General features: G+C 42.2%; 12 protein-coding genes. 7 read left to right on the top strand and 5 right to left on the bottom strand.

What is annotated here, in order from left to right:
* Position 1 precedes the first annotated feature (1 nt).
* The 4 genes from ACFOHL_RS04480 to ACFOHL_RS04465 all read right to left on the bottom strand — a co-directional run bounded on the left by ACFOHL_RS04480 (position 2) and on the right by ACFOHL_RS04465 (position 7,108).
* A complete protein-coding gene (locus ACFOHL_RS04480; protein ID WP_376919005.1) occupies positions 2-2,515 on the bottom strand; it encodes a PHP domain-containing protein in 2,514 nt (837 codons plus the stop codon).
* The gene (locus tag ACFOHL_RS04475) at positions 2,512-4,104 is read right to left on the bottom strand and encodes a serine hydrolase (RefSeq protein WP_376919004.1); all 1,593 of its coding nucleotides are present in this window, start codon (positions 4,102-4,104) and stop codon (positions 2,512-2,514) included. The genes ACFOHL_RS04480 and ACFOHL_RS04475 overlap by 4 nt, the downstream gene beginning before the upstream one ends.
* A 56-nt stretch (positions 4,105-4,160) precedes the next feature.
* Positions 4,161-4,742, bottom strand: a complete 582-nt coding sequence (locus ACFOHL_RS04470) for a thymidine kinase (RefSeq protein WP_376919003.1) — start codon at positions 4,740-4,742, stop codon at positions 4,161-4,163.
* A 122-nt stretch (positions 4,743-4,864) separates the two neighbouring features.
* Entirely contained in the window at positions 4,865-7,108 is a 2,244-nt protein-coding gene (locus ACFOHL_RS04465; RefSeq protein WP_376919002.1) for an acyl-CoA dehydrogenase, read from the bottom strand.
* A 237-nt stretch (positions 7,109-7,345) separates the two neighbouring features.
* Between ACFOHL_RS04465 and ACFOHL_RS04460 the strand changes: the two genes are divergently transcribed.
* The 7 genes from ACFOHL_RS04460 to ACFOHL_RS04430 all read left to right on the top strand — a co-directional run bounded on the left by ACFOHL_RS04460 (position 7,346) and on the right by ACFOHL_RS04430 (position 12,857).
* The gene (locus ACFOHL_RS04460; RefSeq protein WP_376919001.1) at positions 7,346-8,137 is read left to right on the top strand and encodes an outer membrane lipoprotein-sorting protein; all 792 of its coding nucleotides are present in this window, start codon (positions 7,346-7,348) and stop codon (positions 8,135-8,137) included.
* A 3-nt stretch (positions 8,138-8,140) separates the two neighbouring features.
* Entirely contained in the window at positions 8,141-9,379 is a 1,239-nt protein-coding gene (locus tag ACFOHL_RS04455; RefSeq protein WP_376919000.1) for a hypothetical protein, read from the top strand.
* Between the two features lie 8 nt (positions 9,380-9,387).
* Positions 9,388-9,966 carry a hypothetical protein gene (locus tag ACFOHL_RS04450; RefSeq protein ID WP_376918999.1) on the top strand — a complete coding sequence of 193 codons (579 nt, stop codon included), beginning with the start codon at positions 9,388-9,390 and terminating at the stop codon, positions 9,964-9,966.
* 105 nt (positions 9,967-10,071) lie between these two features.
* Positions 10,072-10,344: a DUF3081 family protein gene (locus ACFOHL_RS04445; RefSeq protein WP_376918998.1), complete on the top strand. Its 273-nt coding sequence runs from the start codon at positions 10,072-10,074 to the stop codon at positions 10,342-10,344.
* A 103-nt stretch (positions 10,345-10,447) separates the two neighbouring features.
* Positions 10,448-11,389, top strand: coding sequence for an LpxL/LpxP family Kdo(2)-lipid IV(A) lauroyl/palmitoleoyl acyltransferase (gene lpxL, locus ACFOHL_RS04440; RefSeq protein ID WP_376918997.1), 942 nt, complete (start codon positions 10,448-10,450; stop codon positions 11,387-11,389).
* Positions 11,373-11,993 carry a TcpQ domain-containing protein gene (locus tag ACFOHL_RS04435; RefSeq protein ID WP_376918996.1) on the top strand — a complete coding sequence of 207 codons (621 nt, stop codon included), beginning with the start codon at positions 11,373-11,375 and terminating at the stop codon, positions 11,991-11,993. Before lpxL ends, ACFOHL_RS04435 begins: the two co-directional genes overlap by 17 nt.
* A gap of 87 nt (positions 11,994-12,080) precedes the next feature.
* A complete protein-coding gene (locus ACFOHL_RS04430) occupies positions 12,081-12,857 on the top strand; it encodes a YdcF family protein (RefSeq protein WP_376918995.1) in 777 nt (258 codons plus the stop codon).
* A gap of 66 nt (positions 12,858-12,923) precedes the next feature.
* On the opposite strand, the gene ACFOHL_RS04425 is transcribed toward ACFOHL_RS04430, so the two are convergent.
* Positions 12,924-14,015 (bottom strand): hypothetical protein, encoded by a 1,092-nt coding sequence (locus ACFOHL_RS04425; RefSeq protein ID WP_376918994.1) that lies wholly within the window; start codon positions 14,013-14,015, stop codon positions 12,924-12,926.

Below are 14,015 nucleotides of genomic sequence, written 5' to 3'. Positions count from 1 at the left end.
TTTATTGCTCATTTCCTTGAATAAAAATTGGATTCGTGAGAAACATGTAGTCATGTAATTCGGCTTGAATACTGCGACCTTGTAAACGCAGAGCGACTAGGCTGTCAGCTGCTACACCCAGAAGTTGTGAAAGGGGCAGAGTAACGTTTAGCTCATCCCCGACCTTATTTACGTAGGGTAGTAAGTCGACCGCAGTTACCCTATGCTTAAGTACAATAATAACTTGAAGTTCGTCGAGTGTAGCAGGTAAACCTTGCCAGTCGTTTTTTTGTAGTTGAATGGATACCGACATTTCGGAGTTAGCAAGTGCCTCCACAGAAACCGTCTGACCACTATGATACTCACTGCTTTGGTGACTTAGATAAAATGCTAAGTGTTTCACAAAATTTCCATGCTGTGCCCATGTCCGACCCAGTCGTAAGCCTTGAAGAATGTCGTTTTGTGCACTAGAGTTTGCGAAAACATGAGTACGTGAAAATTGACAAGGCCAGAAATCCATCGACGTATTGTGGAAATCTGAAGCAGCTCGCGCTGCGAGCACTCGTTGCCCTATTTGCAGCAATCGATCCCACTCACCACCGATTACCGCTGTTGCTGGATCAAAACCATTGATAGTTCTGATCCGGCTATTATAGGAACCATTGTCTTTTCCGCGCTTTTTCTGATGACCAGGTGCTGCTGACATACCAATCAGCGCGTTTGACTGAGACATCCAGTTCAACATATCAAAATAGTTTTCTGAGGTGTCTTTGTCTTTTCTACTGGGGTGATTGTAAACAACTACAGGTGATATATCACTTGATGCCGAAACATCGTTAAGCCAGTTAAATGCCGCTTCAGTCGATATTAGCTGTCGATTGATTCGACCATAATGGTCAAAATTGTTTCGGAATGTACGTAAATTTTGTTTTTCATCTCGGTTTTTAGGCAATAGCAGTGTTGCATGCTCTCTGCCGTTAAAAGGGGGAATGTTCCATTCCAATCCGGGTATGATCGTGAGATTGGGAAATTTTGCGCGCGCAAAATCTATATCTGCAAACCATTCATTAGACAGCACACCCGATAAGTTTTTGTCACCGTGATCTGTAATTGCAATTGCGTCACAGCCGAAACTAGAAGACTGTTCAGCAATGTCTTCTATCGAGTAAGCGCCGTCAGAGTAGCGGGTGTGGATATGGGTGTCGATTACGAAATACTGACCTCTTCTGGGAAATGGTAGGCTCATTCCCTTATTAGAATAGGAAATTTGTTTTTCTTGGCTCTCATCGGCATAGATCGGAAGCGCCAATACACGCTCTAGAATGTCATCTTCAAAGGCGATGTAGTACTCAGATTCTGTGCTGCCAAAGAGCTGTTCAAACTTGCTTAAGCTAAGACCTTCAGGCAAATCATGGATAAAAGGCATAAAACTACTTTCATCTTGAATGCCATTCATTTTGTTTTGCATCTCAATTGCGTGGCGTTTGGATTTTGTTAAATTGTCCGCAAACAGTGTACCTGCCTTGTCTGCGGCTAAATCCGCAAAACTGAAACCACTGCCACCGGCATTGGTATCGTATAGTTCTTTAAGTTCACCTATTGCAAAGCTAATTTGATTGTCTCCAATTTGTTGCAATATCGCTGAATAAATAAAATGAAGTGCGAGGTCTCGTCTACCTCTCAAGGTTTTTCCCTCTACTTCGACAGGAGGAAGACTAGCCATTTTAGCAAATCGCCTGCCACCATATTTGAGTGCTAAAGCCCAAATTAGTGCTTGATTCTCGAGTATTGGATCACCCTCCAAAGATTCTACCGAAGCGAGCAGGGATAAATGTTGAATGGGGTAAGCTAATGAATCATCTGGAAATGACTGAGATTCAAGACTTGCCACATATGTTTGAATTTTTTCTGCGGGTGGAATTGACTGACTGATAGCTACCCGAGCAACCTGTTTTGCCGAATCAATCGATTGGTTTACTCTGTCCTTAAAATCGCCGGGTTTTAAGGCAAAAAGTCGCAAGTTACCTTGATCATAAGTCCAGCCGCTTAGGATATTGTTAATCGTTTTTGCCACTTCACTGTCAAAAACAATGGCATTCGTTAGGTAGCTAAACGATGACACCACAATCCCCGGAATAGGTAAATCACCGATAAAGCAATAGGAAAGTCGGCTTTCCCCAAAGTCGAGGGTAATTTTGCAACTTACATTTAAGTACATTGAGTTTGCAACAATAGCTGTGGAGGACTTTAGATGTGCAGCTTGCCAGTCAAAAGCAATATCTGCCGTCGTATTGGGCAAAATTGCAGAAGCTGCAACACCCAGAGCCTTAGCCTCATCAGGTGAAATCGACATCTGAATCGAACCTTGTGTTGAAGCTAGGCCAGATACCAGAGCCTTTATCCTACCGCGTGCCTGTTTTACCTGCTCTGGCTGGATACCTCGGGGTATCTCAACAGAACGAGAAAAATCAACTGCGAGAATAAGGCACACTACAACAAACACGAGGGGAAACAGGCGACGTTTTTTCACTCTCATTTGGCATCGCCGCCGTTTGTTTTTATGAAATACATGTCTCGATATGCATGGTTTTTTCTTGTTTTTAAAGAAAATGGTCGCAATGTTGCGGCCGTAACCTCTCGGGCAGTATTCAGCTCGAATTCGATAAAAGCATCGGCTTGCGCGTTTTCATTGTCCCAATCTATTTTAAATGTACTGTCTTGAAACGGAGTAAGCGTACCAATAAGTGTCTTCATTCTCATAGATTTTATACGAAGTTTGTTATCGTTAAGCCAAATTTTTAAGCCCCCAAACCATTCGTCCTGGTAATCTCCTATTATTGAAGTCTTTGGTATGCTTACGCGCGATTTTGAGACGGGAGTTGGATTATTGGCTAGCCATTTTTGTTCTCTGTCTTTCAAGATTTCGATAAAACGTGCTACCCAATCAACATTTGCTGACAGTGTCGAGTTTTCACTGTTTAGGTTTTTCAGCACAAAGTGGCTTAATATGGTGTTCATTACCGCACTGCGGGCACCGTAGTTTGAGCCGTTGTTCAATATACTTATGCCAAGTGAAAGTTCCGGTATTAAAGCAATATAAGCTTGGTAGCCAGATAAAGTACCCGTATGAGAAATAAGTTTAAACTGGCCAATATTTGACAAGCGCCAGCCTAGACCGTAACTGTGAAAATTGCTACCAAACCATTGCTGATCATCTTTGGAAAGGTTCAATAAGGTATGCCCAGTCCACATCATCTCAAGTTGCGCCTCGCTAAATGGTAGCCGGCTTTTGGTTGTCAGCGCTGTCAGCCATTTACTCATACCCTCAGCATTACATATCATTCCTCCCGCGGCCGCGGACATGAGCGCATCCTCCTTTATTGCATTGCGTGGAATGGGGTACAAGCCCTTTCGGTCGTTGTGACCGTAGGCCATTGCGCTGGCTTGTGCGACTGCTTGGGGATGAGAGCCACTATAACAAGGCATGTCCAAAGCTTTAAAAATGCGCTGGTCGACAAAACGCTCGAAAGGTATATTGGATACGCGCTCTACCAGAGCACCCGCAACAATATACATCACGTTACTGTATGCATAGCGAGAGTGAAAAGGATACTCAGGACTTAAAAAGCGCAAATTTTCAATGACCTCTTTACGGTCGAAACCACTGGGTTCAGGCCAAATCATGCTATCACCTGCGCCGCCGACTAAACCTGAGTTATGTGTGAGCAAGTCTTTAACAGTAAAATGTTGTGTCGCGTAGGAGTCATTCAGCCTAAATTGAGGTATGTGGTCAATAACTAAGTCGTCCCAATTCAACTTTCCCTCATCTACAAGTATCGCTAGACTTGCGGCTGTAAAAGCTTTACTGGTGCTCGCTAAGCGAAAGTAAGTTTGAGGAGTAACAGGAGTGTTTTGCTCTAAGTTACTGAGGCCATAACCTTTGCTTAGAATCGTTTTGCCTTGATAAACAAGGGCTATTGACATCCCAGGCGTGTTAAAACTTTCCAAGGCTTGCAGAACGGTATCTTCTAATTCGTTTTCGTCGATAATTGTTTGGGCGTACAGAAGTGACGTAAAGCTACAGCAAATACCAAATATGACAATTCGCAGTGATAACAGATACATGTGGAACTATGGTGAGAGTCTATGTATTGCTAGTCTGTTTGAATTACGACTGATTTTCAATAGAATTGACTAAGTTCTGCATAATGTTTCCTGCACAAAGATATATATTTATCGTTGCCTCCGATATCGACTTGTGCCCCATCTCTAAGGGCATTCCCGTCTTGATCTGTTCGTGCTACGAAATTCGCTTTACGTCCGCAATGGCAGACGGTTTTTAGTTCACTTAGTTTGTCAGCCCAAGCAAGCAAATAGTGACTGCCTTCAAAGGTTTCACCTTTAAAGTCAGTGCGTAAACCGTAAGCAAGGACGGGAATATTTAACTGATCAACAATGCGTAGGCATTGCTTAACTTGCTCTTTCGTCAAAAATTGGGCTTCGTCGATAAAGACGCAGCCTAGGGATTTTGTTTGATTAAAACGCTTCGTTTCAGTGAACAAATCACTTGTCGGCTCGAACAACTCAGCAGGCGCAGAAAGACCTATCCTTGACGCTATTTTGCCTTTACCAAAGCGGTCGTCGAGAGCGGCAGTAAAGAGTAAGGCTTTCATACCGCGTTCTTGATAGTTGTATGCCGATTGAAGCAGGGAGGTAGATTTGCCCGCATTCATTGCTGAGTAATAAAAATATAACTGCGCCATTTGGTTTGCCTTAGCGAAAAAAAAGGTGTGCTTACCGGCACACCTTTTGGGGAGTGTTTGTCTCTATCAGGTGATTGATATCACTGCAAAAGACGGGCACTCCACTGGGCTATGCTTACAGATTATGCGGCATTGGCAGGTTCTTGAGGAGTTTGCTTGCTCAGATCTAAATTCTCTAAATCAAAGGTAAACTCGTCTACCCGTACCGCCAGTTTACGTTTTTCATTGTACGCGAGTAAGGTTTCTCTTTCACTATCTGAAAGCTCTTTTCTCTCATGCAGCTTGTTGACGGCGTTTTCAAATGATAAAAATGGAATTACGGGTGCCTGCTTGAGTGCTTTTTGCACTCTAGATAACAGGGGCATCGCAGCATGTTTAGCTTTAAACGCTTGCTCGTTAATATAGTTTCCGTCTCCTTCAATTGGGACAATTAGATGGGACAGTTGTCTTTTTATGCTTGAATCCTGCAAAGCGGCAGTGGAGAGCTCTCTTACAAGATCGTCGCTTATTTTTGCTGTGGCGCCGGTATAGTTATTTGTCAATACACGCATGAGTAGGCGCGTAGGCAAATTGGGGAAATTCGCGACAAAATTGCTTATCGCTTTTTCTGCTTCACTTAAAGACCATTCCATCGCGTATTTAAAGAAGGGTAACGCTTCTTGCCTATTTTCAACTTTTTGTTCGTAATAGCGAATGGCAGCCATGCCACCATAAACGTGACTAATTACATCGCCAAGTCTAGCAGATAGCAATTCTGCTTTTTTGAGTTCCCCGCCTAGTACAAGCAGTGATAAGTCTGCAAGCGGAGCGAGTTTCGCTGATATAGCCGTTAGGCGACGCTCATATGGACGGACTTCTAATAAACTTGATTCGGCACTTCGCATAAACGGCAGATAACTGTTGACTAAACTGCGAAGTGAGTTTTTTACACTGAATTTAACGGTTTTGCCTAGCACTTTATTGAAAGCTTCATCGGCATGAACATCGTCACTGTGGATTAAGTCAACCATTTGCTTGAGATAGGGGTGACAGCGCATGGCTCCTTGACCAAAAATCATCAGATTTCGAGTGAGAATATTAGCGCCTTCTACTGTTATAGCAATGGGTTGTGAGGTATAAGTATTGGCAAGCGTATTTTGTGGGCCTCGTTGAATGGCTTTACCTGCCTGCACATCCATAGCAGCATTACACACCTCTCGACCAATTTCAGTCATATGGTATTTTGCGATGGCGGTGACAACTGATGGCTTGATTCCTTCACCTAAGCCTTCTGTTGTTAATACCCTCATGGCTTCTACTAAGAAAGTCTTTCCAGCAATATCAGCGAGTTTTTCTTGTATTCCTTCGAAACGACCAATTGGTACGCCAAATTGTTCTCTAACAAACGAATATTCGGCAGTGGATTTAAAGGCAGACTGCGCACTTGCCGTGCCCATTGCAGGTAATGAAATACCGCGTCCAGCACCTAAGCAGCTGACTAACATTTGCCAGCCTTTACCGATATTTTTCTCGCCACCAATAATAAATTCCATGGGTATAAATACGTCTTTTCCACGTGTGGTGCCATTGTAGAAAGTGGCGCCCATAGGATCATGACGATTACCCAACTCGACGCCGGGGTGGGATTTAGGCAATAAAGCGCAGGTAATACCAAGTTCAAGCCGGTCTCCGAGCAATTGCTCCGGATCAAACACTTTAAATGCTAAGCCTAACACAGTGGCAATTGGCGCAAGGGTAATATAACGTTTGTCCCAAGTAACTTTCAAACCAATCACTTCTTCGCCTTCCCACTGACCCTTTGTAACAATCGCGGCATCAGGAATAGCACCAGCATCTGAACCTGCTTCAGGGCTGGTTAATGCAAAGCATGGGATGTCTTTTCCTATAGCTAATTTGGGAAGCCAATAATTTTGCTGCGCTTCGGAACCATAGTGCATTAATAACTCACCTGGCCCCAAGCTATTTGGCACCATCACAGTGACCGCAATGGCTGAACTTTTTGCCGCGATAGTGGCGACTATCGTGGAGTTTGCATAAGGACTAAATTCTAAGCCCCCAAATTTTTTGGGGATGATCATGGAAAAAAAGCGTTCTTTAGCGATGTAATCGAGAATTGCCTGTGGGATGTGCTTGCTGTTTTGCAAGTCAAAGTCGTCGATCATGCTCAATAATTTCTGAACTGGACCATCCAAAAACGCTTGTTCGTCAGCAGACAATTTTGCGTGGGGTAAATCACGCAGTGTTTGCATGTCAGGTTTTCCTTGGTATATCGACGACTCTATCCAAACGTCGCCAGCATCCAATGCTTCTTGTTCAGTGACAGAAATAGGAGGTAGTACTTTTTTAAGGCTTGTTCTGATACTCATATTTAACTTATCCGCTCATCTGACCAGTTGGTTTTGTGATACTGACACAAATTTGGGCTCAGGTCAAAGTGTTTTGGTTGAAAAATAAACGCTTGTGTATCTTAGGTGAGTTAAAAATTCTGCTGCGTATTGAAAAACATACGCGGGTATGTCGTGTCATTGCGATCTGCATGCTTAACGTTTTTCAGAATATGCCGTTAACGATATAGCATGTAAAAACCTAGTTTGAGAAGAGTCATGAATACCCCTTGGAAGTTAAAATTACTGCTTATTTTTTCCTTTACTGTAATGAGTGTGTGTGCGCATTCAGGTGATCCAGCGAAAGGCCTAGAAATCGCCAAAGAAATGAAAAAGCGCGATGAAGGCTGGGTCGATACCCTTGCCGAAACTCAAATGATTTTGCGCTCACCTGATGGTAGAGAGTCTATTCGTGATATTCGTGTAAAAACACTTGAAATATTGGAGGACGGCGATAAGTCCTTAACCATTTTTGATCAGCCAAGAGATGTCGCTGGAACCGCATTCTTGAGCTTTTCTCATCCAGTAGGGCCTGATGACCAATGGATATATTTACCGGCTATTAAACGAGTAAAACGCATTGCTACACGAAACAAGTCCGGTCCTTTCATGGGCAGTGAATTTGCCTACGAGGATATGGCCTCATTTGAGATTGAAAAGTATACATTTGCTTATTTGCAAGATGATACTTTCAACGATATTGATTGCTTTGTTGTTGAACAAGTACCTGTAGACAAATATTCCGGATATAAGCGGCAAGTAGCATGGATAGACAAGGAGCATTATCGTGTGCACAAGATTGAGTATTACGACAGAAAAAATGCACTGTTGAAAGTACTAACCATGGACGAGTATGAACAATATGAAAACAAGTTTTGGCGCGCGCTAAGAGCTGATATGGAGAACGTTCAAACGGGTAAAAGTACCACTCTTTTGACCAGCGATATTGTGTTCAAAACCGGTCTTGACGAGCAAGATTTTGATAAAAATGCGCTAAGAAGAGCAAGGTAAGTCATGAAGAGAGATTTTTATAAAAAAACACCAAAGGCTTCAAAAGGGCGCTTTACTATGTGGAGTGTTACTGCACTTATTGCTGTAGGCGCATCAGGTAGCCTGTATGCAGATACCTCTTATTCAGGCAGTGTGAGTATTCAGCAACGTTATTTCTTTGAGGATGCGCTTTACCCTCAACAAGCACAAAGCCAAGTATCAATGGCGCTTTCACCGCAAATAGAAACGAGCATTGGAGGCAGTGGCGTTTTTACCTTTTCTCCTTTTGCCAGACTAGACCAACGAGACAGTGAGCGTACACATGTTGACATCAGAGAGGCGTTGTACTCAGTGTACTTTGATAAATTTGAAGTACGAGCGGGCATTGGTAAGGTTTTTTGGGGACAAACCGAATCCTTGCATTTAGTTGATATTATCAATCAAACAGACATGGTTGAGTCAATCGATACGGAAGACAAACTAGGGCAGCCCATGCTCGATATACGATATCTATTGGACACGGGATACATAAGTATTTACGCCTTACCTTATTTTAGAGAGCGGACATTTCCGGGAACCGAAGGGCGCTTACGCGCGCCTATTCCAATTGATACCGAGAGTGTTTTCTATGAATCAAAAGATGAAGAGAGCAATCTTGATTTTGCTGTTCGCTGGCAACAAAGCATTGGTGCATTGGAGTTGGGAATATCATATTTTGATGGTACAGATCGCGTGCCTGACGCGCTGATACAGTTTGACGAAATCCAGCAACCATCCTTGGCTACATTCTATCCGCAACTACAGCAGTTCAGTGTTGATGCCTTGTATGTATTGAGCGGTTGGCTGCTAAAACTTGAAGCGATCAAAGCTGAGCGGCTAGATCAAGAATACTCTGCGTACGTGGCTGGGTTTGAATATACGCTTGTCGATATATTGAGCTCAGGCTATGACTTGGGGATATTGATGGAACATCAATACGACGAACGTGAAAACAACCCTGTAGTATTCGGACAAAATGATCTCATGCTTGGTGCGCGTTTTATGATGAATGACTTTTCCGGTACCGAGTTTTTATTTGGTTTTGTTCAAGATTTAGATGAAAGTAGTAGTTATTCTGCTTTTGTTGAGGGTGCTACTCGCCTCAGTCAAAATTGGCGAGTAGAAGTAAACGCATACTTTTTTTCGAGCGACGTAGACACGGATCCGACGTTTGCTATTCGCAGAGATGACCATCTGAGCATTCAACTCGAGTATTTCTTTTAGGAGTGGTAATGAAAGGTATAGTAATTGTTCTTTTTTTTAGCGCACTTTGTATTTCGAATGCCAAGGCTGATCAGGGGTTTTACGGCATTATATCGTTGGGGTATGCGCAAAGTGACTTGGTTGATTTGGAGCTTGATAGTGCTTCATACAAGTTAGGGATAGGCTACGAACTTGCTCCAAAATGGTATTTAGAAGCAGGGTTTCAATCCTTAGGCGAGGAAAATGTTGGCGAACTGCCTAGTGTTGATGGAATCAACACCGAGTATTCTGCGTTGTACTTATCTGCCTTAGGCAAGGCACAAGGGGCATATGGAGAATTGTTTTACCGCTTGGGCGTGATGCAAGTCAGTTCTACGATAGAATCTGTGCCTTCGAGTGAAGGCTGTCAAGTACCTCAGCAACTCAGCACGCGTCCGTTGGGGCAGCTTTGTGCTTTTGATCAAAGTCTTGTCGCGGGACAATTTGGTTTAGGCTTCGACTTTTACATTCACCATTCAACCATTTTACGAACAGAAATCGAATGGCTAAAAGGACAAGAGGATTATTCGGCCGCCGCGGTATATCTGGGGGTACGACTAAATTTTTAACTGTGATCCAAAGTATTCAGTATTCCGAATAAACGTTAATTTGAGAACTATCTGCAATAATGTGAATACCGCTAAATGCGTAAAAACGCATGAATATGGGCAAAAATGAAAAACGAGCTTGATACAAAAAAGTTGCTTCGCGTTTTTGATAAAATCCGAAAGCATGGGGAATCAAAGAAAAATGAACAAAAAGGAACGGTTCATTTTCTAGAGGGGCTCACCGCTTACACCGATTTTGACGGCTACACTGTTTTTATTGAAGATGCCACAGTGAGTCTCTCCTTCGGTTTTCACAATCAATACCATTTTGAGTACGAGGACTCTTCTCAACTTTCTAATTTCGAAAAGAAAATAGACAATATCGACGAGCGTTTTTAAGTTTATTGTATTCTGTTAGACTTCCACTTTTGCACGAGCATATGCACCCCTCTTTTGTAAAGAGGATATAGCCTTTGTGTAGTTTGATTGACGAGATTGATAAGTGCCTGTAAAATCTGTTTCTACTCCCAAGTTTACCTTTCGATTTTTGCTACCCAAGTATTGGCCTGTGTGGCTTGGTATGGCAATTCTCTATGTCATCTCATGGTTGCCCTTTTCTATGATCTTAAGAGTAGGCAAGGGGGTAGGATATTTGTTGCAAATTCTCGCGAAAAAGCGCGTTGCAGTGGCAAGAAGGAATATTGAATTAACCTTCCCTCAGTGGAATAAAGAAAAGAAAGAAGCGGTACTTAAAGCGAATATTGAACGCACAGGTATTGCATTGTTTGAAACTGCAATGGGATGGTGGTGGCCTGGTTGGCGGGTCAAAAAACACATCGAAATTGAAGGTTTTGAACACGTCGAAAAAGTGCTTTCTTCAGGTAAAGGACTATTTGGGCTGGCGCTGCACAATGTTAACTTGGAGTTTGCCTGCCGAGCCATTGGCTATCGACAACCCAGTATTGGTTTTTACAGAAAGCATAACAACCCTTTAGTTGACTATTTGCAATATCATGGCAGGAGTCGCTCAAACAAATACATGATTGACAAGCGAAATGCGAAAGCTTTTATTCAGGCAATGAATCAAGGTGAGCTTTGTTTGTATTTACCTGATCAGGATTACGGAGCCGCACAGAGTATTTTTGTGCCATTTGGCGGTGTTGAAAAAACGGCAACAACAACGGCAACCCTCATGTTTGCTGAAAGGGCAAATTGTGTACCTATGTTAGTGACGTCAATGTATACCAACACAGGCTATAAGATAAAATTTTTTCCAGCGATTGAATATTTTGCCGATAACAATATAGACGCGGCTTTAACACAATTAAACAAAGACATATTGTCTATAGTTGAGTTACAGCCAGAAAGCTATTTATGGATGCATAAGCGATTCAAAACACGGCCTGAGGAGGCGCCTGAATCCCTATATGAGCGGCTCAAGTAATTTTCAATTTTGGTTAAAACGCATATTGGTCATGCTGGCTGTGATAGCCGGAGCAGTGGCTTTTCTAATCTTTAAACCAGAAGAAAATACCGCATCGAGCGATACTTCTGTGTCTAAGCCTAAGAGCAATTCTCTGCAGGAGAGTGTGAGTCGGTTTTACTCTGAGTTTCGTTTAAGTTCAAGAGATCCGATCAAAGAAAAGTATGGGGATTATGTCGTCCCAATTGAGAAAAGTAGCGCGCCTATTGAAGCTCAAATTCAAGCGGTTACAAAGGTTAATTTCCCACCTCTTGACAATTGGGAAGGAGATTATAAACAGCGTGCCTTTGGCGAGGGGAGTACACTCAAGGCCGAGGCCGAACAGCATGCTATTAATAACGGCATGACCTTAATATGGGATCTTGACCAAGATTTTGTGATTAAGAAACGTTTTGTTTCTGAAAATTCGGTTGCGGGCATGCTATATGAGATTGCTGGTGCGATTGATGCAAACTTTCCTGCTGATCTCAAGGTATACTTTTGTGGGAAAAAGCGAACCTTAGTTATCACTGACAATGTAACAGAGTATCTGCAAGTAAACTGTCAAGTTTATGAGGGCAGCTAACTGATATTGATCTTTCGCGATTGGCGAAGATCTAACAATGCTAATGTGTTAGGCTCTTCTAAATGTTTTTAATCTGCTTCGAATCGAATGTTTGATTCTTTTGCCAAATTTGCGATTAGCCCAGTTAATCAAGCTTTTATTATCATAGTCTTAGGGCTAATTTCCACTTGGATAGCAGGTGTGAAGTGGTCCTTTCCTCGAAGGCAGTATGCTTATCCTTTTGTCATTGCATTTGCTTGGGTACTACTTTGCTCCCAAACATGGTTCAGTTATCTAATCATAGAGCCTCTAGAAAAGTTTAGCCGTGAACAACAAAGTGATTATGAAAACGTTACTAGCGAGCACTATGTGCATGTATTAGCGTGCTACTATCGCGATGTTGATCACTATCCGTTTGTTAGCCGATGGACAGACTGCTCTCTTAAAAGGCTTACACAAGCGCTCATCCTTTACAACAAAACCAGAGCAAAGATAGTGGTGACAGGCGGAACATTCATGCGGAATTCGGAAGTGGCTTATGCGAAACGCGCTCATGATTTTTTGGTTGAGCTAGGCGTGAAAACTGAGGATATAGTCGTTATTCCTGAGGGAAAAAACACCCATGAAGAAATCGTCGCTTTAAAGCAAAAGTTAACAAACCAGATTGAATTAGCGGTAGTATCGAACACCACTCATACGAAGCGACTAGTTCAACTTCTCGATATTGAGGGATTTGAACAGCTTCATTATTTTTCGGTGGGTCACATGAACGGTGGTTTAGAGCTATCATCTGCCTTTGAATTTAGCCATGGCAATTTATTGAGAACGCAGCACGCGTTTTACGAATATGCTGCGCTGATCAAGTCGGGATATTTTTTTAATTAAACTCAGCTTGTATAGGCAGCAGAAAAACTATGTCCCTTGTCAAGAATAGCGCTTTTGCGCACTCCATTAATTGAGATATCCGCTTACTTTTTTGAGCCTTTGCATATGCTTATGTGTGCAATCTGTTTCACCTAAATCGACGTCAGAGGTTATGTTAATGTCCTTTAACCATTCTATAATTTCAGGGTGATGAAACTGATAGATGGCCAAATCAAACGTAAACAATTTCCTAACAACTTCCGGGGGCTTTTCAACAGTTATAGCTTGCTCGTTTCGTTCTTGCTCAATTTCCGACACTAACGATTCATATCTTGCTTTTATCTCTTCTTCAGCACCAGCTAAAACATAGCTAGGATTTAATACACCCGTAAACATCTCATTGGATGAAATGTTTCCAAAGTAAGCATTTAGTGCACTTGTATGATAGTTTTGTAATCCAAAAAACAAATATGCGATAGCGTTAATTAGATGCTCGCGACTGGTTTCATAACTTTTTGTTTTTCTGAAATTTGCTTGCGCCTCAACTAGTTCTTCTAAGATAAGAAACGAAACTGCATGGTAGGATGCTCCTGTAATTAACAACTGGCGAGCAACTTCTTTCTGTTCTGGAGGAGATACAATGAATCTATCGTCTTGTACGTATGCTACCATTGCCCATTTATTGCCACCTAAAGCTAGTTTTTCAAGCTCATCAATAGGCAAGTCTGTATATGGAGCGATATAACCATTATAGCGGTCAAAAACTTCATCGCCATAACCGATATCAGGCATCTCCCGATACGATAAACCTACATATTCGTTCCAGTCTTGTTCTATGGTTGCCGCATACTGAATATCTTTATCATTCAACTCCTCTTCCGGCTCGCACCAGTCGTCATCAATCGATATATAATTTGAAATAGATTTATCTATTTCTTTAATACTAAAATCTTGACCAGCATCAGCAGCTACAACTTCGGCTATAGTCGAATAACTAGCTTCATCCGAGTTTTGAGCAATCATATCAATCTTATCCTTACCTGACATAAGTGTATCATTGTGTGGACTATCGGTTTTCAAAGACCCGTTTTCATTAATAAGGCTAAAAATCGCAACTCCTATTGCTAGTAATATGCCTATTAACAGTGTCCAAGATACTAATTTTTCTTTCGTTGGCAT

The organism is Agaribacter flavus (assembly GCF_042646125.1).
Lineage (GTDB): Bacteria > Pseudomonadota > Gammaproteobacteria > Enterobacterales > Alteromonadaceae > Glaciecola > Glaciecola flavus.
This window is presented reverse-complemented; position numbering and strand designations above follow the sequence as displayed.